Origin of the sequence: Stenotrophomonas maltophilia (assembly GCF_023518235.1) — a bacterium.
Classification (GTDB): domain Bacteria; phylum Pseudomonadota; class Gammaproteobacteria; order Xanthomonadales; family Xanthomonadaceae; genus Stenotrophomonas.
On sequence record NZ_CP090423.1, the window covers coordinates 4405159 to 4427291 of the forward strand.

Annotated in this window: 24 protein-coding genes and 1 tRNA gene; 21 read left to right on the top strand and 4 right to left on the bottom strand. The window is 66.2% G+C overall.

The features are described 5' to 3' along the window. The first annotated feature begins 107 nt into the window (after positions 1 to 107). The 18 genes from aspS (at position 108) to queC (ending at position 16237) form a co-directional block, all read left to right on the top strand. Positions 108 to 1859, top strand: a complete 1752-nt coding sequence (gene aspS, locus LZ605_RS20485) for an aspartate--tRNA ligase (RefSeq protein WP_249843121.1) — start codon at positions 108 to 110, stop codon at positions 1857 to 1859. Between the two features lie 16 nt (positions 1860 to 1875). Beyond that, positions 1876 to 2199: a DNA primase gene (locus LZ605_RS20490; protein WP_249843122.1), complete on the top strand. Its 324-nt coding sequence runs from the start codon at positions 1876 to 1878 to the stop codon at positions 2197 to 2199. Positions 2200 to 2230: 31 nt separating this feature from the next. Next, positions 2231 to 2752 (top strand): GNAT family N-acetyltransferase, encoded by a 522-nt coding sequence (locus LZ605_RS20495; protein ID WP_249843123.1) that lies wholly within the window; start codon positions 2231 to 2233, stop codon positions 2750 to 2752. Positions 2753 to 2827: 75 nt separating this feature from the next. After that, on the top strand, positions 2828 to 3460 hold the full coding sequence (locus LZ605_RS20500) for an esterase/lipase family protein (RefSeq protein ID WP_107231776.1): 633 nt from the start codon (positions 2828 to 2830) through the stop codon (positions 3458 to 3460). 176 nt (positions 3461 to 3636) lie between these two features. Beyond that, complete coding sequence (locus LZ605_RS20505) at positions 3637 to 4368, top strand: YebC/PmpR family DNA-binding transcriptional regulator (RefSeq protein ID WP_107231777.1); 732 nt, start codon at positions 3637 to 3639, stop codon at positions 4366 to 4368. A gap of 105 nt (positions 4369 to 4473) precedes the next feature. Continuing rightward, complete coding sequence (ruvC, locus tag LZ605_RS20510; protein WP_249843124.1) at positions 4474 to 4995, top strand: crossover junction endodeoxyribonuclease RuvC; 522 nt, start codon at positions 4474 to 4476, stop codon at positions 4993 to 4995. A 13-nt stretch (positions 4996 to 5008) separates the two neighbouring features. Continuing rightward, entirely contained in the window at positions 5009 to 5602 is a 594-nt protein-coding gene (gene ruvA / locus LZ605_RS20515) for a Holliday junction branch migration protein RuvA (protein ID WP_249843125.1), read from the top strand. 49 nt (positions 5603 to 5651) lie between these two features. Beyond that, a complete protein-coding gene (locus tag LZ605_RS20520) occupies positions 5652 to 7571 on the top strand; it encodes a potassium transporter Kup (protein WP_249843126.1) in 1920 nt (639 codons plus the stop codon). Positions 7572 to 7924: 353 nt separating this feature from the next. Next, on the top strand, positions 7925 to 8965 hold the full coding sequence (gene ruvB, locus LZ605_RS20525; RefSeq protein ID WP_107231780.1) for a Holliday junction branch migration DNA helicase RuvB: 1041 nt from the start codon (positions 7925 to 7927) through the stop codon (positions 8963 to 8965). After that, complete coding sequence (gene ybgC / locus LZ605_RS20530; RefSeq protein WP_249843127.1) at positions 8955 to 9386, top strand: tol-pal system-associated acyl-CoA thioesterase; 432 nt, start codon at positions 8955 to 8957, stop codon at positions 9384 to 9386. Before ruvB ends, ybgC begins: the two co-directional genes overlap by 11 nt. A 10-nt stretch (positions 9387 to 9396) precedes the next feature. Next, positions 9397 to 10176, top strand: a complete 780-nt coding sequence (gene tolQ, locus LZ605_RS20535) for a protein TolQ (RefSeq protein WP_006438802.1) — start codon at positions 9397 to 9399, stop codon at positions 10174 to 10176. Between the two features lie 24 nt (positions 10177 to 10200). After that, entirely contained in the window at positions 10201 to 10629 is a 429-nt protein-coding gene (gene tolR, locus LZ605_RS20540) for a protein TolR (RefSeq protein WP_249843128.1), read from the top strand. Continuing rightward, positions 10619 to 11674, top strand: a complete 1056-nt coding sequence (gene tolA, locus LZ605_RS20545; RefSeq protein ID WP_249843129.1) for a cell envelope integrity protein TolA — start codon at positions 10619 to 10621, stop codon at positions 11672 to 11674. Before tolR ends, tolA begins: the two co-directional genes overlap by 11 nt. A gap of 186 nt (positions 11675 to 11860) precedes the next feature. Continuing rightward, positions 11861 to 13180, top strand: coding sequence for a Tol-Pal system beta propeller repeat protein TolB (gene tolB, locus LZ605_RS20550; protein ID WP_057496973.1), 1320 nt, complete (start codon positions 11861 to 11863; stop codon positions 13178 to 13180). A 64-nt stretch (positions 13181 to 13244) separates the two neighbouring features. Next, the gene (pal, locus tag LZ605_RS20555; protein WP_006386160.1) at positions 13245 to 13763 is read left to right on the top strand and encodes a peptidoglycan-associated lipoprotein Pal; all 519 of its coding nucleotides are present in this window, start codon (positions 13245 to 13247) and stop codon (positions 13761 to 13763) included. 3 nt (positions 13764 to 13766) lie between these two features. Further along, a complete protein-coding gene (ybgF, locus tag LZ605_RS20560) occupies positions 13767 to 14585 on the top strand; it encodes a tol-pal system protein YbgF (RefSeq protein ID WP_107231783.1) in 819 nt (272 codons plus the stop codon). A gap of 206 nt (positions 14586 to 14791) precedes the next feature. Next, positions 14792 to 15493, top strand: a complete 702-nt coding sequence (queE, locus tag LZ605_RS20565; RefSeq protein WP_049432735.1) for a 7-carboxy-7-deazaguanine synthase QueE — start codon at positions 14792 to 14794, stop codon at positions 15491 to 15493. Between the two features lie 78 nt (positions 15494 to 15571). Beyond that, positions 15572 to 16237 carry a 7-cyano-7-deazaguanine synthase QueC gene (gene queC / locus LZ605_RS20570; protein ID WP_014038216.1) on the top strand — a complete coding sequence of 222 codons (666 nt, stop codon included), beginning with the start codon at positions 15572 to 15574 and terminating at the stop codon, positions 16235 to 16237. Positions 16238 to 16303: 66 nt separating this feature from the next. Here queC and LZ605_RS20575 read toward each other — a convergent pair whose 3' ends face one another. Next, positions 16304 to 17299 (bottom strand): DUF2268 domain-containing putative Zn-dependent protease, encoded by a 996-nt coding sequence (locus tag LZ605_RS20575; protein ID WP_249843130.1) that lies wholly within the window; start codon positions 17297 to 17299, stop codon positions 16304 to 16306. Positions 17300 to 17469: 170 nt separating this feature from the next. Between LZ605_RS20575 and LZ605_RS20580 the strand changes: the two genes are divergently transcribed. Beyond that, positions 17470 to 17545: transfer RNA gene (locus tag LZ605_RS20580), tRNA-Lys, on the top strand. A 319-nt stretch (positions 17546 to 17864) separates the two neighbouring features. Here LZ605_RS20580 and LZ605_RS20585 read toward each other — a convergent pair. Continuing rightward, on the bottom strand, positions 17865 to 18221 hold the full coding sequence (locus LZ605_RS20585; RefSeq protein WP_249843131.1) for a winged helix-turn-helix transcriptional regulator: 357 nt from the start codon (positions 18219 to 18221) through the stop codon (positions 17865 to 17867). A 142-nt stretch (positions 18222 to 18363) separates the two neighbouring features. Here LZ605_RS20585 and LZ605_RS20590 point away from each other — a divergent pair, with 142 nt between their 5' ends. Continuing rightward, positions 18364 to 19308: an aromatic alcohol reductase gene (locus LZ605_RS20590; RefSeq protein WP_249843132.1), complete on the top strand. Its 945-nt coding sequence runs from the start codon at positions 18364 to 18366 to the stop codon at positions 19306 to 19308. A 390-nt stretch (positions 19309 to 19698) separates the two neighbouring features. Here the strand turns inward: LZ605_RS20590 and LZ605_RS20595 are convergent, their stop codons facing one another. Then, the gene (locus tag LZ605_RS20595) at positions 19699 to 20016 is read right to left on the bottom strand and encodes a hypothetical protein (RefSeq protein ID WP_249843133.1); all 318 of its coding nucleotides are present in this window, start codon (positions 20014 to 20016) and stop codon (positions 19699 to 19701) included. A 78-nt stretch (positions 20017 to 20094) separates the two neighbouring features. Further along, positions 20095 to 20451 (bottom strand): hypothetical protein, encoded by a 357-nt coding sequence (locus tag LZ605_RS20600; protein WP_249843134.1) that lies wholly within the window; start codon positions 20449 to 20451, stop codon positions 20095 to 20097. A gap of 753 nt (positions 20452 to 21204) precedes the next feature. Here LZ605_RS20600 and LZ605_RS20605 point away from each other — a divergent pair. Beyond that, positions 21205 to 22056: an alpha/beta hydrolase gene (locus LZ605_RS20605; RefSeq protein WP_249843135.1), complete on the top strand. Its 852-nt coding sequence runs from the start codon at positions 21205 to 21207 to the stop codon at positions 22054 to 22056. The last annotated feature ends 77 nt before the right edge of the window (positions 22057 to 22133 follow it).

The following is a 22133-nucleotide window of genomic DNA, read 5'->3' on the forward strand; positions in this document are numbered from 1 at the left end:
AAGCCGGTGTGACTGTGCACATTTGCCCCGGCCGGGGCCTCGGCCGCAGAATACGGGGCTTTCCGGTCCCCTTCGGTGCCGGCGTTCTCCAGCGGAGCTTTCCCCCCATGCGTACCCACTTCTGCGGCCTGGTCGACGAGACCCTGATTGGCCAGACTGTCACCCTCGCCGGCTGGACCGACGTGGCCCGTAACCAGGGCGGCGTCTGCTTCATCGATCTTCGCGATCATGAAGGCATCGTGCAGGTGACGGTGGAGGTGGACAACGCCGAGGTGTTCGCCGTGGCGGCTTCGCTGGGTTATGAGGACGTGCTGCAGGTGGAAGGCGTGGTGCGCGCGCGCCACGCGGTGAACGACAAGATCGCCACCGGCAAGGTGGAAGTGATCGCCACCGCCATCACCGTGCTGAACAAGGCTGCGCCGTTGCCGTTCCACGCCCATGAGAACCCGGGCGAAGACACCCGCCTGAAGTACCGCTACCTGGACCTGCGCCGCCCGGAAATGCAGCGCATGCAGCGCACCCGCATCAAGCTGGTGCAGGCCCTGCGCCGTCACCTGGACGCGCGCGGCTTCCAGGACATCGAAACCCCGATCCTGACCAAGGCCACCCCGGAAGGCGCCCGCGACTTCCTGGTGCCGGCACGCATGCACCCGGGCGAGTTCTACGCCCTGCCGCAGAGCCCGCAGCTGTTCAAGCAGATCCTGATGGTGGCCGGCTTCGACCGCTACTACCAGATCGCGCGCTGCTTCCGCGACGAAGCCCTGCGTGCCGACCGCCAGCTGGAATTCACCCAGCTGGACATGGAATTCGCCTTCGTGCGCGAGCGCGACGTGCAGGATTTCGTCGAGGACATGATCCGCGCCATCTTCAATGAGGTGGTGGACGTGCAGCTGGCGGCCAGCTTCCCGCGCATGACCTGGGCCGAGGCCATGCGCCGCTATGGTTCGGACAAGCCGGACCTGCGCATCGCGCTGGAACTGGTGGACGTGGCCGAGCTGGTCAAGGACAGCGAGTTCGCCGTGTTCACCGGCCCGGCCAATGATGCCGAGGGCCGTGTGGCCGCGCTGCGCATTCCGGGCGGCGCCACCCTGTCGCGCAAGCAGATCGACGAGTACGCCGCACATGCCGCCAAGTACGGCGCCAAGGGCCTGGCCTACATCAAGATCGCCGACAACGGCGAAGTCAGCTCGCCGATCCAGAAGTTCTTCAGCGAAGAGCGTTTCGCTGCGCTGGTGGCCCACGTCGGCGCCGGCAACGGTGACATCGTGTTCTTCGGTGCCGGTGGCTACAACAAGGTCTCCGACTTCATGGGCGCGCTGCGCCTGAAGGCCGGCAAGGACTTCGGCCTGGTCGCCGACGGCTGGGCACCGCTGTGGGTCACCGACTTCCCGATGTTCGAGTGGGACGAGGAAGAACAGCGCTACGTCGCCCTGCATCACCCCTTCACCGCGCCGGCCGTGGACGATATCGCCGACCTGCGCGCCAACGCCCGTACCGCCGTCTCGCGCGGTTACGACATGGTGCTCAACGGCAATGAAATCGGCGGCGGCTCGATCCGTATCCACCGCCCGGACATGCAGAGCGCGGTGTTCGAACTGCTCGGCATCGGCGCCGAAGAAGCCCGCGCCAAGTTCGGCTTCCTGCTCGACGCGCTGAACTACGGCGCGCCGCCGCACGGTGGCATCGCCTTCGGCATCGACCGCATCGCCGCGCTGATGGCCGGCACCGAGTCGATCCGCGACGTCATCCCGTTCCCGAAGACCACCGGTGCACAGGATCTGATGACCGACGCGCCGTCGCCGATCGTCGACACGCAGCTGGCCGAAGTGCACATCCAGGTTCGCCCCAAGACCAACTGATCAGGAGATCCAGGCAATGACCGAGTTTGCGTTTTCGCTGGAGTGGGAAAAGCTGGGCAATGAAGGCTCCGAGGCCACCCTGGTCACCGAGCGTGCACGTGTGTTCGGGGGTTGGCTGGTCCGTGTCGGAACCAACCCGGCGGCGATGGCCCTGACCTTCGTCGCCGACGGCGAAGGCCGTTGGGATGGTGAAGACTTCGGCGTCGAGGATTACGAGGACGACGAAGAGGAAGAGTACGACGAGGACGAGGAAGGCGAGGAAGAAGAGGACGAGGACGAAGAGGAATACGAGGAAGAGGACGAGGAAGACGAAGCAGCGGAATCGCCGGAAAAGGCTTGACCCGCCCTCCGAGCTGACGTCAACTTCCTGCATGTATTCGATCCGCCGCGCCACCGTGGACGACGCGCCGACCCTGTCGGCGCTGGCCGCGCGCACGTTCACTGAAACGTTCGGCCATCTGTATCCGCCGCAGGACCTGCAGGCCTTCCTTGAGGAGGCCTACACGGTCGAGCGCCAGCGCACGATCCTGGCCCACCCCGATTACGCGGTGTGGCTGCTGGAACTGGACGGGGAGGCGGTCGGCCATGCCGCCGCCGGCCCCTGCGGGCTGCCGCATCCGGAAGTGAAACCCGGTGATGGCGAGCTCAAGCGCCTGTACCTGATCAAGACCCAGCAGAGCTGTGGCTGGGGCAGCCGCCTGCTGGAAACCGCACTTGCCTGGCTGGAACACGACGGCCCGCGCACGCTTTGGCTGGGCGTGTGGTCGGAGAACTTCGGCGCGCAGCGCTTCTATGCCCGCTATGGTTTCGAGAAGGCCGGCGAATACCTGTTCCCGGTCGGTGACACCCACGACCTTGAGTTCATCCTGCGCCGCGCACCGCGCGCGTCCTGACGTTCACCGCCGCTTGCCACTCACGCGTGTCCAATCGTCCTACGTTCCTGCCCCGCTGACTGCCAGGCTGTCTGCATGACTCCCCCCGTACTGCTGCTGCATGGCATCTGGAACGCCCGCGCGTGGGTCGGGCCGCTGGCCTGGCGTCTGCGCGCGCGCGGCTTCCAGGTGCACACCTTCGGTTATTCCTCGGTGTTCGGAGGGCCGGAGGTGGCCGTGCCGCAGTTGCTGGAGCGGCTGGCCGACGCCGGCCCGTTGTCGCTGGTGGGGCACAGCCTGGGCGGTCTGCTGGCGCTGGAAGCCCTGCGCCGCACCCCGCAGCTGCCGGTGCAGCGCGTGGTCTGCCTGGGCTCGCCGCTGCGTGGCAGTGGCACCGCACGCTCGCTGTCCGAGCACGGCTGGGGCCTGGCGCTGGGGCGCAGCAGCGAACTGCTGCTCGATGGCCTGCCGGACTGGAAGGGCAGGGCCGAGGTCGGGCTGATCGCCGGCTCGGTGCCGCATGGGCTGGGCAGCCTGCTGGGCGCCATCGACGATGCCTCAGATGGCACCGTGGCGCTGGCCGAGACCCGCCTGCCGGGGCTGGCCGACCATTGCGTGGTGCGTACCAGCCACAGCGGCCTGGTGGTATCGCCCGATGCCGCGCGGCAGACCGCGCATTTCCTGCGCCACGGCCAGTTCGACCACAGCCGCGACGCCGCCGCCGCATAGGGGCAGGGGGGGCGGGGCCGCGCTGTAGAGCCGAGCCCATGCTCGGCTGCATTCCGTCGGGCCCATTGAGCCGAGCATTGGCTCGGCTCTACAACAATACGGGCCTAGACACGGTTGCCGCCCCCGATCAGGTAGAATCCGCGCCTTGATCCTGAAGCAGCCAGACGGTAGCACCCATGGGTAGAGGCCCCTCCATCGAAGCTCGCAAGAACGCGTCCGACGCGAAGCGTGGCAAGATTTTCACCAAGATCATCCGCGAGATCGGCGTGGCCGCGCGCGGCGGTGGAGGCGACCCCAACAACAACCCGCGCCTGCGCGTGGCGATGGACAAGGGCCTGGCCGTGAACATGTCCAAGGACGTGATCGAGCGCGCCATCAAGAAGGCCACCGGTGAACTGGAAGGCGTCGATTACGAGGAAATCCGCTACGAGGGCTACGCCCCCGGTGGCGTGGCCGTGATCGTCGACTGCCTCACCGACAACCGCGTGCGCACCGTGGCCGATGTCCGCCACGCGTTCAGCAAGTGCGGCGGCAACATGGGCACCGAAGGTTCGGTGGCTTTCATGTTCAAGCGCCTGGGCGTGCTCAGCTTCGCCCCGGGTGCCGACGAAGATGCCATCACCGAGGCGGCCATCGAGGCCGGCGCCGACGACATCGTGGTCTATCCGGACGACGGCTCGATCGATGTGGTCACCAGTCCTGACGCGTTCAACACGGTCAAGGACGCGATGACCGCCGCCGGGCACGTTGCCGACCACGCCGAGATCACCTTCCGCGCGGACAACGACATCAAGGTTGAAGGCGAGGTTGCCCAGCAGGTGAAGAAGCTGCTGGACATGCTCGAAGACCTGGACGACGTGCAGGACGTGTATTCCAACGCCGAACTCGGCGCCGACGCCTACGCCTGAGCCGTCACCGACGGCCTGGGCGCGGGCCGTTGAACGGTCATCGCGGACAGTCATGAGCCCATACGCCTGCCAGCGCCTCCCGTTCTGCCCCGCCAGGAGTGCGGCATGACCCGCATCCTCGGCATCGATCCCGGTTCGCAGCGGACCGGGGTCGGCATCATCGATGTCGATGCCGCCGGCCGCGTCAGCCACGTGCACCACCAGCCGCTGGTGCTGCTGGGGGCGGACGATTTCCCGCAGCGCATGAAGCTGCTGGTGCTGGGCCTGGCCGACCTGTGCCGCGAGTACCAGCCGCAGGAAGTGGCCATCGAAAAGGTCTTCATGGCGCGCAACCCCGATTCGGCACTGAAGCTGGGCCAGGCCCGTGGCGCGGCGATCTCGGCCGTGGTGCTGCGCGACCTGCCGGTGCACGAATATGCCGCCAGCGAGATCAAGCTGGCGGTGGTGGGCCGCGGTGGCGCCGAAAAGCAACAGGTTCAACACATGGTTGGGCTCATGCTCAACCTGAAAACCAAGCTGCAGGCCGACGCGGCCGACGCGTTGGCGGTGGCGATCACCCATGCCCACGTAAGGGCAACGGCCAACCGCCTGGGGCTCAGTGCCCGCCAGGCGTGGGGCCGCAAATGAGGAGCTGCACGCAATGATCGGTCGACTGCGCGGCATCGTCGCCTACAAGGCGCCGCCGTGGCTGGTGGTGGATGTGAATGGCGTGGGCTACGAACTGGAGGCGCCGATGAGCACCTTCTACGACCTGCCCGAACTCGGCCGCGAGGTCACCCTGTACACCCATTACGCGCAGAAGGAGGACAGCGTCTCGCTGTACGGCTTCCTCCGCGAGGGCGAGCGCCGCCTGTTCCGCGATGTGCAGAAGGTCAGCGGCATCGGCGCGAAGATCGCGCTGGCCGTGCTGTCCGGCGTCACCGTCGAAGAGTTCGCGCGCATGGTCCAGGCCGGTGACATCACCGCGCTGACCCGCATCCCGGGCATCGGCAAGAAGACCGCCGAGCGCATGGTGCTGGAGCTGCGCGACCGCGCGGCCCAGTTCGGTGCCGGCGGTGCGCTGCCCAGCGGCAGCGGCCCGGCCCCGGCCGACCCGCTGTCCGATGCCACCGTGGCGCTGCAGCAGCTGGGCTACAAGCCGGCCGAAGCGGCGCGCATGGCCCGCGACGCCTTCAATGAAGGCGACGAAGTGGCCACCGTGATCCGCAAGGCCCTGCAGTCGGCCCTGCGCTGAGCCGCTTTCCCTCCCTTCAACGAACCGCCTGAGCTTCGCCAGGAGTCCCATGTCCAGCAGTCAAACCCCGCACGCAACCGCCCCCGGCGGCCACGGTCACGCCCCTCCGGCCGGAGGCATGGCGCTGATCATCGGTGCGATCGGCGTGGTCTTCGGCGATATCGGTACCAGCCCGCTGTACACCCTGAAGGAAGCGTTCTCGCCGCACTACGGGCTCAACAGCGACCATGACACCGTGCTGGGCGTGCTGTCGCTGGCGTTCTGGGCGCTGAACATCGTGGTCACCCTGAAGTACGTGACCATCATCATGCGCGCCGACAACGATGGCGAAGGCGGCATCATGGCGCTGATGGCGTTGACCCAGCGCACCCTGCGCAACGGCTCGCGCTCGGCGTATGTGGTGGGCATCCTGGGCATCTTCGGCGCCTCGCTGTTCTTCGGCGACGGCGTGATCACCCCGGCCATTTCGGTGCTGGGCGCGGTCGAAGGCCTGGAGGTGGCGGCCCCCGGCCTGCATGCGTTCATCGTGCCGATCACCGTGGTGGTGCTGCTGATGGTGTTCGCCGCGCAGCGCTTCGGCACCGAGAAGATCGGCAAGGCCTTCGGCCCGATCACCTCGGTGTGGTTCATCTCGCTGGCGGCGATCGGCATCTACAACATCGTCGATGCGCCCGAAGTGCTCAAGGCCTTCAACCCGTGGTGGGCGATCCGCTTCTTCATGGAGCACAGCTGGCACGGCATCTTCATCCTCGGCGCGGTGGTGCTGGCGGTGACCGGCGGCGAGGCGCTGTATGCCGACATGGGCCATTTCGGCGCCAAGCCCATCCGCCACGCCTGGTACTTCTTCGTGCTGCCGTGCCTGGTGCTGAACTACCTGGGGCAGGGCGCACTGGTGCTCAACCACCCCGAGGCGCTGAAGAACCCGTTCTTCGAAGCGGTGCCGTCGTGGGCGCTGTACCCGATGATCATCCTGGCCACGATGGCGGCGGTGATCGCCTCGCAGTCGGTCATCACCGGCGCGTTCTCGGTCTCGCGCCAGGCCATGCAGCTGGGCTACATCCCGCGCATGCGCATCAAGCACACCTCGCACGACACCATCGGCCAGATCTACATCCCGGGCATCAACTGGGGCATCGCGGTGATGGTGATCGGGCTGGTGCTGGCCTTCCGCAGCTCGTCCAACCTGGCCGTGGCCTACGGCATCTCGGTGTCGGCCACGATGCTGATCGACACCCTGCTGCTGGCCCTGGTGGCGCGCTCGCTGTGGCCGAAGGCCCGCGCCTGGCTGCTGCCGCTGTGCGTGGTGTTCTTCATCATCGATCTGGGCTTTGTCATCGCCAACGGCGCCAAGCTGCTGCAGGGTGCCTGGTTCCCGGTGGTGCTGGGCATCTTCCTGTTCACCATGATGCGCACCTGGCGCCGTGGCCGCGAGCTGCTGCGTGATGAGATCCGCAAGGACGGCATCCGCCTGGATACCTTCCTGCCGGGCCTGATGCTGGCACCGCCGGTACGCGTGCCGGGTACCGCCGTGTTCCTCACCGCCGACCCGAGCGTGGCCCCGCACGCGCTGATGCACAACCTCAAGCACAACAAGGTGCTGCACGAGCGCAACGTGTTCCTGCACGTGGTCACGCTGCCGGTGCCGTATGCACCGGAAGGGCAGCGGCTGAAGATCGAATCGGTGGGCGATGAGTTCTACCGGGTGTACGTGCGCTTCGGCTTCATGGAGACCCCGGACGTGCCGCTGGCGCTGATGCGCTCGTGCGACCACGGCGGCATCTACTTCGACCCGATGGACACCACCTTCTTCGCCAGCCGCGAAACCATCGTCGCCACCGCCAACCGCGGCATGCCGATCTGGCGCGACAAGCTGTTCGCGCTGATGCACCGCAACGCCGCCCCGGCGACGGGCTTCTTCCGCATTCCAGGCAACCGCCTGGTGGAACTCGGTGCCCAGGTCGAGATCTGACCCCATGTCCTGAGTCATCCACCCATCCATCCACGCGCGGCGTGGATGGATGAATGTCGACCAAGGTCGACACCCACCAAGAGCAGGCAGAGCAGGCCACGCCATCCAGACAGATCGCAGAAATCTGTCGAAGGCGGGGTGGGTCCGGTTGCGGGGGCGTGAGCGCCATGGATGGCGCGACCGAGCCTACATGGACGTATTGACGGCGTCCCCCGCAAACCGGACCCACCCCGCCATTCCCCAGGAAGCCCGCTTCGGCTGTTGCTGTTGAGGTTGCCGGCCAGCGGCCGACACTACCGCGGGTGCCGGGCGCAGCCCGGCCGAAACCCGTACTTTTGCCGCATAATCAGCACATGACCGACGACCGCATCATCGGCGCCGGCGCCACCCGCGAGGATGACGCCGCCGACGCCAGCATCCGCCCCAAACGCCTGGCCGACTATCTTGGCCAGGCTCCGGTGCGCGAGCAGCTGGAGATCTACATCGAAGCGGCCAAGGCCCGTAGCGATGCGCTCGACCACGTGTTGATCTTCGGCCCGCCGGGCCTGGGCAAGACCACCCTCAGCCACGTCATCGCCAACGAGCTGGGCGTGGCGCTGCGGGTCACCTCCGGCCCGGTGATCGAGAAGGCCGGCGATCTGGCCGCGCTGCTGACCAACCTGCAGCCGCACGATGTGCTGTTCATCGACGAGATCCATCGCCTGTCGCCGGTGGTGGAGGAAGTGCTGTACCCGGCGATGGAAGACTTCCAGATCGACATCATGATCGGCGAGGGCCCCGCGGCGCGCTCGATCAAGATCGACCTGCCGCCGTTCACCCTGATCGGCGCCACCACACGCGCCGGCCTGCTGACCGCGCCGCTGCGCGACCGCTTCGGCATCGTCCAGCGCCTGGAGTTCTACAGCGTCGAGGAGCTGACCCGGATCGTGCGCCGTTCGGCCGCCATCCTCGGCATCGACTGCACCGCCGATGGCGCCGGCGAGATCGCGCGCCGCGCGCGGGGTACCCCGCGTATCGCCAACCGCCTGCTGCGCCGCGTGCGCGACTACGCCCAGGTCAAGGCCGGTGGCCACATCGACGAGCCCGTGGCCCAGGCCGCCATGAAGATGCTCAAGGTCGACCCGGAAGGCTTCGACGAGCTCGACCGGCGCCTGCTGAAAACCATGGTGGACTACTTCGATGGTGGCCCGGTCGGTATCGAATCGCTGGCCGCCGCGCTGTCCGAAGAGCGCGGCACGCTGGAAGACGTGGTCGAGCCGTACCTGATCCAGCAGGGCTTCCTGGTGCGCACCGCGCGCGGCCGCATGGCCACCCACAAGGCCTACCGGCACATGGGCCTGAAGCCGAAGAACCCGCCGCAGGACCTGTTCGCGGAGGTTCCCGATGTCGGTTGAGCCGCGATTCAGTTGGCCGACACGCATTTACTGGGAAGATACGGACGCAGGCGGGGTGGTTTACCACGCCCGCTACGTGGCCTTCATGGAACGGGCCCGGACCGAATGGATGCGCGCGCTGGGCTACGGCCAGGAGCGCATGCGCGCCGAGCACGGGATGATCTTCGCGGTGCGCTCGATGCAGATGGATTTCATCAGGCCGGCACGGCTGGATGACACCCTGCAGGTGAGCGCCACCCTGGTCCAGCTGAAGAGGGCCAGCATGGTCTTCAACCAGCGGATCCTGCGCGACGGCGAGCTGCTGCTGTCGGCGCAGGTCCGCATCGCCGCACTGGAAGCGGCCAGTTTCCGCCCGCGTGGCATGGACGACGCCGTCCTTGCCATGCTGCAACCCCACCTCCACCCCGAATCCGAACTTTGAGGAACAACGGATGATCGCAACGCTCCTGGCCCTGCAGGCCACGGTCACCGAGGCACTGCCGGCCGATGTCAGCAACGCCGCGACCCAGACCCTTGCCCAGGCCACCACCGGCGGCGGCATCAACTACCTCGAACTGATGGCCAAGGCCAGCTTGCCGGTGAAGATCATCGTGCTGCTGCTGCTGGTCGGCTCGTTCGTCAGCTGGGTGATCATTTTCCGCAAGGCCCGCGTGTTCAAGCAGGCCACCCGTGAAGCCGACGAGTTCGAGAACCGCTTCTGGTCCGGCGCCGACCTGGGCAAGCTGTACAGCTCGGCCACCGACCGCAGCCGCAATGTCGGCGGCCTGGAAGCGATCTTCGAAGCCGGCTTCCGCGAATACACCCGCCTGCGCGACAAGCGCCGTCTGGACGGCCGCGCGCAGCTGGAAGGCGCCCAGCGTGCCATGCGCACCACCTACACCCGCGAAGTGGACCAGCTGGAACGCAACCTGGAACTGCTGGCCAACATTGGCTCCACCGCGCCGTACGTGGGCCTGGTCGGTACCGTGTTCGGCATCATGGTGACCATGCACGACATGATCAGCAGCGGTGCGCAGGCCGGTATCGCCGCCGTCGCCCCGGGTATCTCCGAAGCGCTGTTCGCCACCGCCATCGGCCTGTTCGTGGCCATTCCGGCGGTGTGGGCCTACAACCGCTTCACCACCCGCGTGGAGCGCATGTCGGTGCGTTTCGAGACCTTCGCCGAAGAATTCAGCTCCATCCTGCAGCGCCAGAGCGCTGGCGACGAGTAAGCGCCTGACCCGGGAGTCCAAGCCATGTCCGCTGCCATCGGTCGCCGCAAGCGCCGCAAGCTGAAATCGGAAATCAACGTCGTTCCCTACATCGACGTCATGCTGGTGCTGCTGATCATCTTCATGGTCACCGCGCCGTTGCTCACCCTGAGTTTCGACGTCGATCTGCCGCAGTCCAACGCCAAGGCGCTGGAAAGCAAGCAGGACCCGGTGATCGTCTCGGTGCGCCAGGACGGTCAGCTGAGCCTGAAGCTGCCCGACGCCAAGGAACCGGCTGCGGTGTCGGCCAAGGAACTGGAAGGGCGCCTGGCCGGCATCGTCGCCCAGGACAAGGGCGTGCGCGTGATCGTCGCCGCCGACCGCGCCGTGGCCTATGACAAGGTCATCGCCGCCATGGATGTGATCAAGCGCGCGAAGGTAGACAAGGTAGGCCTGGCCACCGATGCACGCTGACGCCCTGCCACCCCCGCAGCAGCGCGAACCCGGCTGGGGCCTGCCCCTGGCGCTGGCCGTGCTGGTGCATCTGCTGGTCGCGCTGATCTTCATCGGCGCCTGGCTGTGGTCGCCCGAACGCAATACTGATGCCGCCGCCGGCGATCCCTCGGTCGAAGCCAGCCTGGCGCTGTCCGCGTCCGAGGCCGCCGCCGCGCGCCAGGCCCTGCGCCAGTCGGAAAAACTGGAAGACCTGCCGCCGCCGGTGGCCGAGCCGATCCCGGTGCCGGAAGACACCGTGCCGCCGCCGCAGCCGATTCCCGAACCGCGCCCGCAGGACGCGCCGACGCCGCAGCAGCAACAGGCGCAGGAGCGTGTCGCGCAGCCGGATACCAAGGACCAGGAAGCGGCCAACGCACTGGCCATCTCGCAGGAGAAGGCCAAGCAGGAGCAGGAAGCCAAGCGCCGCCAGGAGCAGATCGACCTGACCGAACGCAAGCGCCAGGAAGAAGCGGAGCAGAAGCTGCGCCTGGCCAAGCAGCAGGAAGAGGACGCCAAGAAGAAGCTGGCCGACCAGGCCCGCCAGGCCGCGGACAAGGCCGAGGCGGAAAAGCAGAAGAAGATCGCCGAGATCCGCGCCAAGCGTGAGCAGGCCGAGAAGGAAGCCAAGCTGGCCGAGCAGAAGCTGCGCCAGGTGGCTGCCGCGCGCAATGCCGCCGGTACCGCCGCTGCCGGCGCCAGTGGTGCTGCGCAGCCGGCCGCCGGCGGTGGTGGCAACAGCGACGATCTTTCGGCCAAGTACGCCGCGGCGATCCAGGCCAAGGTGCTGTCGCAGTGGGTGCGCCCGGATACGGTGCCGCTGGGCCAGCGCTGCCAGATCACCATCACCCAGATCCCAGGTGGCACGGTGATGCAGGCCAAGGTCAGCCCGAGCTGCCCGTACGACGAGGCCGGCAAGCGCTCGATCGAGGCCGCCGTGCTCAACGCGCAGCCGCTGCCGTACCGCGGCTTCGAGTCGGTGTTCGCGCGCACGCTCAACTTCACCTTTACCGCCCAGGATCGCTGAGGCGGGGCAGGGCGGCCGCCCGGTCGCCCCTTGCCCAGGCCACCCCAGGGTGGCCGCGACGTTAACGGTGCGTGAGAACACGGGCTGGAACTGACCCGGAATTCACGTACCCTTGGTTCATGATTGCGAAGCGGTTCACTTCCGCTTTGCTATCCCTCGTTCCGGTTTCCCCCTATTGAGCGCTCCATGAAAAAGATGCCTCGCTGGCTTGCCGTGTTTGCGGCCCTGTTGCTGCCCTTTGCTGCCGTCGCGCAGCAGAAGGGGCTGGATATCGACATCATCGGCGGCAATGCCTCCGCGCTGCCGATCACCATCGTGCCGATGCCCTACCAGGGTTCGGCGGCTGCACCGCAGACCGACGTCGCCGGGGTGGTCCGTGCCGACCTGGAGCGCTCCGGCCAGTTCCGCACGCTGCCCGAAGCGCAGATCGTCGAAAAGCCGGTGCGCGGCGGCGACATCCAGTTCGCCACCTGGCGCGCGCTGAAGCAGAACTACATCGTGGTCGGCCGCGTGCTCGACGCCGGTGCCGGCGCCTACCGCGTCGAGTACGAACTGTTCGACGTGCCCAAGGGCGAGCGCCTGCTGGGCCTGGCGATGACCGCCCGTGGCAATGCCATGCGCGATGTCGCCCACCAGATGGCTGACGCCATCTACGAGAAGATCACCGGCATCCGCGGCGCCTTCTGGACCCGCATCGCCTACGTGACCGCCAGCGGCAAGGGCGACGCCATGCGCTATGCGCTGATGGTGGCCGACTCTGATGGCTACAACCCGCAGACCATCGTGCGTTCGGCCGAGCCGCTGCTGTCGCCGTCGTGGAGCCCGGATGGCGGCAAGCTGGCCTATGTCAGCTTCGAGCGTGGCAATTCGGCCATCTACATCCAGAACATCGCCACCGGCGCGCGTGAGCTGGTCACCAGCTTCCGTGGCATCAACAGCGCCCCGGCGTTCTCGCCCGATGGCCGCAAGCTGGCCCTGACCCTGTCACGTTCGGGCAACCCGGAAATCTACGTGATGGATCTGGGCAGCAAGCAGCTGACCCAGCTGACCAACCACTTCGCCATCGATACCGAGCCGACCTGGGCGCCGGACGGCAGCGCGGTGTACTTCACCTCCGACCGCGGCGGCCGTCCGCAGGTCTACAAGGTCGGGGCCGGCGGCGGCAGCGCCGAGCGCGTGACCTTCCAGGGCAACTACAACGCCAAGCCCTCGGTGTCCTACGACGGCAAGAAGATCGCCGTGGCACAGGGCTCGGGCAACAGCTACAAGATCGCGATGATGGACAGCTCGCTGGGCTCGCCGCGCTGGAGCACGCTGTCCCCGGGTTCGCTGGATGAATCGCCCAGCTTCGCGCCCAACGCAAGCATGGTGCTGTACGCCGCCCGCGAAGGTGGCCGTGGTGTGTTGTATGCCGTTTCGGCCGATGCGCGGGTTCGCCAGCGCCTGGTCCTGGCCGATGGTGATGTGCGCGAGCCGGCATGGTCCCCATACCGTACTCAGCGCTAAAAGAGTGTTAACATTTTCGCTGTCTTGAACCCCTCATCGGCCTAGGAGCCACAAAGGTATCGCCATGAACAAGTCCACCCGCGTTCTGCTTGTTTCCCTGCTGTCTGTGGCCGTCCTGGCCGGTTGCTCGAAGAAGGTGAAGGAAGAGCCGCAGGCTCCGGTCGACACCGGCACCTCGACCACCACCCCGACCGGTCCGTCGACCTCCGGCCTGTACGGCCCGGGCGACCTGGACACCGACGCCTGCCTGCGCCAGCGCGTTGTCTACTTCGACCTGGACAAGGAAGACGTGAAGCCGGAATTCCAGGCCATCATGGCTTGCCACGCCAAGTACCTGCGTGACCGTCCGTCCTCGCGCATCACCCTGCAGGGCCACACCGACGAGCGCGGTTCGCGCGCGTACAACCAGGCCCTGGGTGAGCGTCGTGGCAACGGCGTCAACTCGGCCCTGCAGGCCAACGGTGGCTCGGCTTCGCAGCTGACCGTCGTGTCCTACGGTGAAGAGCGTCCGGTCTGCACCGAGTCGAACGAGTCCTGCTGGTCGCAGAACCGTCGCGTCGAAATCGTCTACACCGCGCAGTAATCCATGCGCATTGGCATCACATTGATGCTGGTCGTTGCGGCAGCCCTCGTGGCTGCCGCACCGGCGCATGCACAGCGACAGAGCCTGGCCGATCGTGTCGGCGCGCTCGAGCAGCAGATGTACAACAACAGTGCCAACCAGGACCTGTTGAACCAGATCAACCAGCTGCGGCAGCAGGTCACCAGCCTGCAGGCCTCGATCGAGCAGTTGCAGCACGACAACGCCCAGCTCAAGCAGTCCGCCCAGGACCAGTACCTGGATCTGGACAGCCGCCTGAACCGGTTGGAAGGGGGCAATGCCGCCCCGGCCCTGCCGCCCGTTCCGGCGAGCGCGCCGAAGGCCGCCCCGGCCCCGGCAAAACCCGCAGCGGCGGCCACTTCCGAGCGGCCGCCTTCGGTCCATGGCGATGCCGGCAGCCTGGCCGCCACCGGCGACGAGCGCACCTCCTACAACGTCGCCTTCGATTCGCTCAAGGCCGGCAAGTACGATGACTCGGCGCAGCTGTTCCTGAGCTTCCTGCAGCTGTACCCGAACGGCGTGTACGCGCCGAACGCGCTGTACTGGCTGGGCGAGAGCTATTACGCCACCCGCAATTTCCCGATGGCCGAGACCCAGTTCCGTGAACTGCTCTCGCGCTATCCAACCCACGACAAGGCCGCTGGCGGCCTGCTCAAGATCGGCCTGTCGCAGTATGGCGAGGGCAAGGTCGACCAGGCCCAGCAGACGCTGGAGACCGTCGTGGCGCAGTACCCGGGCTCGGACGCCGCGCGTACCGCCCAGGACCGCCTGCAGTCCATTCGCCTCGGCAAGCAGATCCGCTGATCCCCTGACCGGGCGTACAATACGTGTCCTGTAGAGCCGAGCCCACGCTCGGCTGCTTTCGTTTCCGGAACGGCAAAGCCGCCCGGATCCGGTAGCGCCGGGCCATACCCGTCCGGTTGCTGTTGTAGAGCCGAGCCATGCTCGGCTGCGTTCGTTACCGGCCACGGTAGCCCACCCGCCACGTGTCCCACCAAGAAGTGCCCGCCATGACCGCCGTTACCCCGTCCAACGCCGTCGCCACCCCCAGCGACATCGTGCAGTCGCCGCTGCCGCGCCTGAAGATCACCGAGATCTTCACCTCGCTGCAGGGCGAAGCCGATACCGCCGGCTGGCCGACCGTGTTCGTGCGCCTGACCGGCTGCCCGCTGCGCTGCCAGTACTGCGATACGGCCTACGCCTTCCACGGCGGCACCTGGTGGGACATCGACGACATCGTGGCCGAGGTGCTGGCCCAGGGCGTGCGCCACGTCTGCGTGACCGGCGGCGAGCCGCTGGCGCAGAAGCGCTGCCTGGTGCTGCTGCAGAAGCTGTGCGATGCCGGCATGGACGTCTCGCTGGAGACCTCCGGCGCACTGGACGTCAGTGCGGTGGACCCGCGCGTATCGCGCGTGGTCGACATCAAGACCCCGGGTTCGGCCGAAGTGGCGCGCAACCGCTGGGAAAACCTGCCGCTGCTGACCGCCCGCGACCAGATCAAGTTCGTCATCTGCAGCCGCGAAGACTACGACTGGGCCAAGGCCCTGCTGGCCGAGCACGATCTGGTCAAGCGCTGCACGGTGTTCTTCTCGCCCAGCAAGGGCGAGATCACCGCGCGCCAGCTGGCCGACTGGATCGTCGAAGACCGCCTGCCGGTGCGCTTCCAGATGCAGTTGCATAAAATCCTGTGGAACGACGAGCCGGGTCGATGAGCCCGCGCAGCGTTCCCTGATGTAGCTCCGGCGCGGGACAGCGTGCTGGCTTTCCCCTCCCAACCGGATGTTTTACCCATGAAGAAGGCAGTCGTGCTTCTCTCCGGCGGCATGGATTCAGCCGCCGTCATCGCCATGGCCCAGGAACAGGGCTTCGCCGTGCATGCCCTGAGCGTGCGCTACGGCCAGCGCCACACCTCCGAACTGGACGCCGCCGCCCGCGTGGCCAAGGCCCAGGGCGTGGTCGCGCACAAGACCGTGGACGTGGACCTGCGCAGCATCGGCGGCTCGGCGCTGACCGACGACATCGACGTGCCCGAGGCCGGCGGTGCCGGCATCCCGGTCACCTACGTGCCGGCGCGCAACACCATCATGCTGTCGCTGGCCCTGGGCTGGGCCGAAGTGCTCGGCGCCAACGACATCTTCTGCGGCGTCAACGCCGTGGATTACTCCGGCTACCCGGACTGCCGGCCCGAGTTCGTAGCCGCGTTCCAGGCGCTGGCCAACCTGGCCACCAAGTCGGGCGTGGAAGGCGCCGGCATCAAGGTGCATGCCCCATTGCAGTTCCTCAGCAAGGGCCAGATCGTCAGCGAAGGCGTGCGCCTGGGCGTGGACTTCGGCCTGACCGTGTCCTGCTACAACGCCGACGCCAACGGCGCCGCCTGCGGCCACTGCGACGCCTGCCGCCTGCGCGCGCAGGGCTTCGCCGAAGCCGGCGTGGCCGACCCCACGCTGTACGCCTGAGGTGATGGGGGTGATGCCCCCATCATGGTGGGTGCGAACCGTTGGTTCGCACTCTCTATCCCGGCGCTACCGGCGGCTGGAGTCTGGTAGTGCCGGCCGCTGGCCGGCAGCCTCATCAGGCAACCATCCCGATGCTCCGATGAAGGCCCGCACCGCCTTCGGATCGTCATAGTCCAACTCGATCATCCGCGCGATCCCCGCCTTCTCATCCGGCTGCCGCCGCATGTATTCCTGCGCGATGCGATACCCAGCGTAGTACCCCAGATCACTCACCCCGAACGGATTGTGGGCGCTGTTGTACAGCCAGTTGTCGAGGTCGTCCCCGTCCATCTCGGCAATGAAGCGCGTGCGGATTTCCGCCTCGTGCGCGGGCCCGTAGGCATACAGCGGCAACGCCGGCCGACGCCCGCTCAGCCGCTCGGCCACGTACTCGGCCACACCCTCGCGCACCACGTACTGCGCCAGGCTGCCGGTGGTCTCGCGCTGTTGCGTGTGCACGTATTCATGCAGATTGTTCTGCGCGTTGTTCGCACCCGGCCGGCTGTCGTAGAAGATCCGCAGGCGGTCGCGCATCTTCTCCGGCAGCTCGCTCACGTCCACGCGCTCATCGCCCAGCGCCATCTCCGCGCCAATCAGCACCTTGTCGCCCAGCGTGGTGCCACCGGTGCGCAGCACGCCCACCGCATAGGTGATGGTGGCCGGGCGCAGGGCAGGGTAGAGCGAACGGAACGCGACCAGGTCGCGCTCCAGCGTGGCGCTGGCCTGCTGCGCGTTGGCGGTGAGCGGCCGCACCGAGGTCCAGAAGCGTGGCCACGCCTGCATGGCTTCGGCGTACTCGCGGGCGGTGTAGCGGCGCACCTGCATCAGTGCATGCAGTCCGGGGCTGCCCGGGTCGATGTAGCGCTGCTGGACCAGCGCCACCCGGCGCTCGGCATCGGGCTCGGCGCGCACCGCATCGTAGGTGGCCCAGAAGCGGGCAATGTCGTCGGTGACGACCTGGGACGGGGCGGCCAGGGCCGCACAGGGCAGCAGGGCGGCAAGCAGGCTGACGATCAGACGCATCCATGGCTCCAGGAAAGGATCGCAGATGGGATGCGCCGCCAGCCCGAAAGGTTTAAGCCCCCACTGGTAGTGCCCGCCGCTGGCCGGCAACCTAGACATACCGGGATTTCACGCGACCGGCCAAAGTAGGGTAGAATGCCCACCCCGCCGAGAGGCTGGGGCAGTGCAATGGGCCGTTAGCTCAGTCGGTAGAGCAGAAGACTTTTAATCTTTTGGTCGAAGGTTCGAATCCTTCACGGCCCACCAATTGCATCAACGACTTAGGCGCCCTTTAGGCGCCTTTTTCATATTTCCGGAAAAATTAAGTGGTTCCACGCTCGAGCACGTGCGGCTTATGAGGCGGTTGAACCACCGGCAGTTCGTGGTCGTATCGCTGTCGCATCTCTTTGGTGATGTGACCACATGCGTTCTTGCGGCGCCTTCGGTGACGCCCCGATGTTGCAGCCCACACAAGGCCAAACGCTTGGCGTTGGATGTGACCGACGCGAGTACCTCGGTGATGACGCGCTGGAGCATCCCCCCAGTGGGTGAAGCTACCTGCCTGCGCCGCTGCTGGCCCATATCTTCATTTCCCGTCTGAAGAATCAAAATTCTGCCGACATTGGTGGAATTCCTCCGCATGAGCCACTACCCATGTCCACATGGGAATCATCAGTACAAGAAGGTCCTTGCCCAGCGCCGTGATGCTGTACTCCACATGTGGCGGTACTTCGTGGAAATCCTGCCGGCTGATCAACCCGTCACGTTCCAATTGCCGGAGGGTGCGCGTAAGCATGCGCTGGGTGATCCCCTTCATCCGTCGCGCGACCTCGGCATGACGCAGCGTTCCATACACGCCAAGCGCATGGATGATACCCAGGGACCAGCGGCTGCCAGCGTGCGCTAGAACCTCCCGGCGCAGTCCATCTTCGTCCTCGCTCATCCCGTCGCATATGGCTTGAGAGTGCCTTAGGAGTTCTTCCGGACTCATGAACGGTGCGGTCGGTATCATCGATGTGCCTTCTTACGTGTGGGCCATTAGGCGAGCAGAATCGCCGCCATCGTACACACACAAGGCGATTTCCATGTCATCTCATATCAGCACTACCCCCTCTCGGTCGATCCTGGTGATCGGCGCAGGCGAGCTTGGAATGCCTGTCATCCGGAACCTTGCACGTTTGGCTGTAGGTCATCCAGGCACACGGATCAGTGTGATGCTCCGGGCGACGTCGATTGACTCAGAATTGCCGGAGAAGCAGCGGGTGGTCGATGAAATCCGCGCCTTGGGGGTGAATATCGTTGCTGGCGATCTGGTAACTGAATCAGTAGAAGCGTTGGCGGCTACCTTCGCGCAGTTCGACACAGTGATTGGATGCACCGGCTATGCCGCAGGCCGCGATACGCCAATGAAGGTTGCACGTGCAGCGGTGAAGTCTGGTATTCCCCGCTACTTCCCTTGGCAGTTCGGTGCCGATTTCGATGCCATAGGGCGCGGTGGCCCCCAGGATCTGTTCGACGCCCAGCTGGACGTGCGCGAATATCTGCGTTCGCAGACTGCGATGGACTGGGTGATCATCTCCACTGGAATGTTCACCAGCTACCTCTTCGAGCCCGACTTCGGCGTGGTCGACCTGATTGGGCATAAGGTGAACGCCCTGGGCTCGGCGAGCAACGCTGTCACCTTGACCACGCCGGATGATATCGGCGCAATGACAGCGCGCATCGTGTTCCACACACCTGCGATCCGCAACGAGATCGTGTATCTGGCAGGTGACACCATCCGCTACGGCGACCTTCCGGATATTCTGCAGAAGGCGTTCGGCGAACCTTTCGAGCTGACGATCTGGGGTGTACCCCAGCTCATGCAGGAACTGGCTAACGACCCGGGCAACATGATAAGGAAGTATCGCGCGGCCTTTGCCCAAGGGAGGGGCGTTGCGTGGGATGTGGAGCGAACCTTCAATGCGAAGATCGGGGCCGAGTTGCAGGGCGTGCAGGCATGGCTGGATTCCAACGTGCAGCGCTCCTGAATTGCCGCTGGATTGTGAGGAGGCGCCAACTGGGCGCCTTTCTCATTGCCGTTCCCGACCGCGCGCTCACGATGGTTGTACGTCGCGGAACACCAGTTCGCCAACGGCTCGGCAACCGGCGTCAAATGGTGGAGTCTTGGTCGTGGATCCCGTGCATATCGCTTGAGACGCCGGAAAAATTGTCGAGTGAGCTGAGGGCCTGCAATGGTTCCAAGCTTGATGGGCGGAAGAATAGAGCGGCGCAACCGGTTGCTTTCAAAGGAAGCGCCAGCTTTCTTTTAATCTTTTGGTCGAAGGTTCGAATCCTTCACGGCCCACCATTGCATCAATGACCCAGGTCATCCAGAAAGGCACCGCCAAGCGGTGCCTTTTTGTTGCTTGTGCCAACCCCTACTTGGCCTTGGCACCCTGCGCTCGCGCCGCCTCGCGATCCGCTGCTGCCTGTGCGGCAGAGGCTGCGGCGTTGGCGGCCCGCTCGGCCGCGGCACGATCCGCATCGAACCGCGCCTGCCGCTGGACGCTGTAGGTGCGCTCCAGTTCCAGCGAGGCAAGGAAACTGTCGGGGTGCTTCGCGGCACAGGCCTGCTGCACAAGCTGCACAGCGCGATCGGACAGGCCAGGCTGAATGTTGCTGAGCAGGCAATCGGCGTACGGTACGGGTGCAGCGGGGCCAGCAGCCAGCGCGGCAACGATCACGACATTCAACATGCAAACCTCCTTGTAGGTTTTGATGGGACTCGGGGTCGGTCCGGCCCCAGTATGGGCCGGTTCGTGGCACGGGTGTATCTACCCCGGCCGCACATCCCGGCACACCAGCTCCGCCAACCCACGGACGGCGAAGAACAGCCCCTCGACCACGCCCTCATCCAGATGGCGTTCCGGTGTTGCCATCGATCGACAACGGTCAGCTGCGTGCAGCATTTCCGCCACGGTCAGCATGCCGATGGCGGCCCGTTCCACCCGCGACAGGGCAACCCCGCGCCCTGCGGAAAGGCTGGTTTCAGGCCAGGGCAAGGCATCGGCGCCTTCGCCCGCGCGGATGCGTCTGAGGCAGCCCAGGAAGGTGCTCAGTTCGGGCGAAGGGTTGTCGTCGTCATCGTTGACGCTGGCGGAATCTGAAGCATAGGGCGGACGCTGGGTCATGTCGGCTTCCTCGGCGCTGGGGTGGGAATGCCACCGCGCAGGGCGGGTGGCGGGCGATGCGTGGCTGCAAGCCGGAATGACATCACGCAGTAACCGGCGGGCCCGAAGACCCCCACGCACCGCCCGCCATGAAGGCCGACGGATCACCCGTCGGCACGGTCCAAAGACAGCGTCGGCGGGTGAGCGCAAACAACAGCGTGAATGTCATTGCGAGCTTGCAGGCCCGGTGCCACCCGTTGTCGGTGGCGCTGCATGGTGTTTACGCACGCGCTTGGATTTCAATGAGGATTCTCCGAAGAGAAATGCGGAACCAAGGCGCGCGACAATGGTGGCGCAGGCGCATCTGATGCAGCAAGCGTCAGCACGCGACGTGTTCGTTCTAGTGCTCAGTCAATCGCGTTGGAAAATGTCGAAATCTGCTGGCGGCGGCGACTATGCCGTGATGTATCACGTGGATAGTTGGCGTGATTTTCGCCTGCAGTGGTGGCACGACCCGCGAGTCATGTCCTCAAATATCGGTGCATTTGCGACGCCTTGGCGCTGGCGTCCACGTTGGGGGGATGCGTTGTCGAGCCGAGCCATGCGCGGCTGCGGTTTGCACCAAGGCCTAGCCGAGCGTGGGCTCGGCTCTACAGTGATTCATCCACGCATGGCGTGGATCTACGCATCTGGCAGGGGTGTTGAGCATGCCGAAGCCGCCAATGCCTGCGGCAGGGCGGTATCCTCGGCATCTTTCCCAGGATGGGTTTTCCCATGCGCCTCATCGTGCTGTCGCTGTTATTGTCCGCCGTCTCCGTTACGCCACTGATGGCCGCCGAACCGGCGCCGTCCGCGCAGACAACGCCGGCCACGCCGCTGGTCATCGGCGAGACCTTCACCGTGCAGTCGAAGGCGCTGGGCGAGACCCGCCGCATCAACGTCTACCGCCCGCAGCCGTGGGGCCTGGACCCGAAAACGCCGCTGCCGGTGCTCTACATGCCCGACGGCGGCATCGGTGAGGATTTCCTGCATGTGGCCGGGCTGGTGCAGGTGCTGAGTGGTAATGGCAGCATGCGCCCGTTCCTGCTGGTCGGAATCGAGAATACCGAGCGCCGCCGCGACATGACCGGCCCCAGCAAGGACCCGCAGGACCAGAAGATCGCGCCGCGCATCGGCGGTTCGGCGGCCTACCGCACCTTCCTGCGCGATGAACTGATGCCACAGGTGCGCCAGCGCTACCCGACCACCGACGAGCGTGCGTTGATCGGCGAATCGCTGGCCGGCCTGTTCGTGGTCGAGACGCTGCTGCAGGAACCGACGCTGTTCAACAGCTACATCGCGCTGGACCCCAGCTTGTGGTGGAACCGGGGCACGATGCTGGGTACTGCGGCCAAGCAGCTGCCGGCGGTGACGCGTGCGCAGCCGCGCGTGTTCCTGGCCAGCAGTGGGCAGCCAGAGCTGGCTGCGTCCGCCGCGCAACTGGCCACGCTGCTGCAGCAGGCGTCGCCGTCGCCGTTGGTGAAGTACCAGCCGCTGCCGGAGGAAACCCACGCCACGATCTATCATCCGGCCGCGTTGCAGGCGCTGCGCACGCTGTTCCCGGCACCGCCGCCGGCCACGCCCTGACCGCACTGGCAGCGGCTTGCGCACCATGCAAGGATGCGGCAGCGGCGCCATCCGGTGCGCCGCCCGCAACGGGAGAG

Coding starts and splice junctions, on each gene's coding strand:
- aspS (WP_249843121.1), top strand. CDS start 108: ATGCGTACCCACTTCTGCGGCCTGGTCGACGAGACCCTGATTGGCCAG.
- LZ605_RS20490 (WP_249843122.1), top strand. CDS start 1,876: ATGACCGAGTTTGCGTTTTCGCTGGAGTGGGAAAAGCTGGGCAATGAA.
- LZ605_RS20495 (WP_249843123.1), top strand. CDS start 2,231: ATGTATTCGATCCGCCGCGCCACCGTGGACGACGCGCCGACCCTGTCG.
- LZ605_RS20500 (WP_107231776.1), top strand. CDS start 2,828: ATGACTCCCCCCGTACTGCTGCTGCATGGCATCTGGAACGCCCGCGCG.
- LZ605_RS20505 (WP_107231777.1), top strand. CDS start 3,637: ATGGGTAGAGGCCCCTCCATCGAAGCTCGCAAGAACGCGTCCGACGCG.
- ruvC (WP_249843124.1), top strand. CDS start 4,474: ATGACCCGCATCCTCGGCATCGATCCCGGTTCGCAGCGGACCGGGGTC.
- ruvA (WP_249843125.1), top strand. CDS start 5,009: ATGATCGGTCGACTGCGCGGCATCGTCGCCTACAAGGCGCCGCCGTGG.
- LZ605_RS20520 (WP_249843126.1), top strand. CDS start 5,652: ATGTCCAGCAGTCAAACCCCGCACGCAACCGCCCCCGGCGGCCACGGT.
- ruvB (WP_107231780.1), top strand. CDS start 7,925: ATGACCGACGACCGCATCATCGGCGCCGGCGCCACCCGCGAGGATGAC.
- ybgC (WP_249843127.1), top strand. CDS start 8,955: ATGTCGGTTGAGCCGCGATTCAGTTGGCCGACACGCATTTACTGGGAA.
- tolQ (WP_006438802.1), top strand. CDS start 9,397: ATGATCGCAACGCTCCTGGCCCTGCAGGCCACGGTCACCGAGGCACTG.
- tolR (WP_249843128.1), top strand. CDS start 10,201: ATGTCCGCTGCCATCGGTCGCCGCAAGCGCCGCAAGCTGAAATCGGAA.
- tolA (WP_249843129.1), top strand. CDS start 10,619: ATGCACGCTGACGCCCTGCCACCCCCGCAGCAGCGCGAACCCGGCTGG.
- tolB (WP_057496973.1), top strand. CDS start 11,861: ATGAAAAAGATGCCTCGCTGGCTTGCCGTGTTTGCGGCCCTGTTGCTG.
- pal (WP_006386160.1), top strand. CDS start 13,245: ATGAACAAGTCCACCCGCGTTCTGCTTGTTTCCCTGCTGTCTGTGGCC.
- ybgF (WP_107231783.1), top strand. CDS start 13,767: ATGCGCATTGGCATCACATTGATGCTGGTCGTTGCGGCAGCCCTCGTG.
- queE (WP_049432735.1), top strand. CDS start 14,792: ATGACCGCCGTTACCCCGTCCAACGCCGTCGCCACCCCCAGCGACATC.
- queC (WP_014038216.1), top strand. CDS start 15,572: ATGAAGAAGGCAGTCGTGCTTCTCTCCGGCGGCATGGATTCAGCCGCC.
- LZ605_RS20575 (WP_249843130.1), bottom strand. CDS start 17,299: ATGCGTCTGATCGTCAGCCTGCTTGCCGCCCTGCTGCCCTGTGCGGCC.
- LZ605_RS20585 (WP_249843131.1), bottom strand. CDS start 18,221: ATGAGCGAGGACGAAGATGGACTGCGCCGGGAGGTTCTAGCGCACGCT.
- LZ605_RS20590 (WP_249843132.1), top strand. CDS start 18,364: ATGTCATCTCATATCAGCACTACCCCCTCTCGGTCGATCCTGGTGATC.
- LZ605_RS20595 (WP_249843133.1), bottom strand. CDS start 20,016: ATGTTGAATGTCGTGATCGTTGCCGCGCTGGCTGCTGGCCCCGCTGCA.
- LZ605_RS20600 (WP_249843134.1), bottom strand. CDS start 20,451: ATGACCCAGCGTCCGCCCTATGCTTCAGATTCCGCCAGCGTCAACGAT.
- LZ605_RS20605 (WP_249843135.1), top strand. CDS start 21,205: ATGCGCCTCATCGTGCTGTCGCTGTTATTGTCCGCCGTCTCCGTTACG.